We start from the raw sequence: 419 nt of genomic DNA, 5'->3' as shown, positions 1-419 counted from the left end.
ATGGACCGCGAGGGCGCAGCCGGCCGGAAGGCATGACCGGAGGCGTTGCCGCCGCCCCGTGGATGGAAGTCGCCGCCGCGGTGGAACGGGCCCACGCCGTAGCCCGGTCCCCAGCCGCCGTAGTCGAAACCGAAGGGCTCGTCGTAGTAGTCCAGCCCTATGCCCACCGCAGGTGCCGCGCCGTAGGCGTAGCCGCCATCGCTGGTGACGGCGCAGCCCGAGGACAGCAGCACCAGCAGTCCACCCAGGGCGGCGGCTGCCAGGCCGTTCCGTGAGGGTGTTTTCATTGCGCCACCTCTTGGGGTTCGGTACTGGGCCATTCGAGCAGCCCGAAGGGGGCGCCTTGCGGATCGGCCACGATGGCGATCTTGCCGCCCTGGCGGTCCATGCGTGGTTCGAGCAGCACCCGGCCACCCAGT

1 protein-coding gene is annotated in these 419 nt (G+C 70.6%); it reads right to left on the bottom strand.

Features of this window, described 5'->3' with window-relative positions:
• Nucleotides 1–287: hypothetical protein (locus tag QZH66_RS18540; protein WP_305807253.1), on the bottom strand; the 287-nt coding region annotated here is incomplete at its 3' end.
• Nucleotides 288–419 lie beyond the last annotated feature (132 nt).

It is taken from the genome of Stenotrophomonas sp. YIM B06876 (assembly GCF_030711595.1).
Taxonomy (GTDB): Bacteria; Pseudomonadota; Gammaproteobacteria; order Xanthomonadales; family Xanthomonadaceae; genus Stenotrophomonas.
Note: the sequence above shows the minus strand (reverse complement) of the source record. Positions and strands in the feature narration are given on the sequence as shown.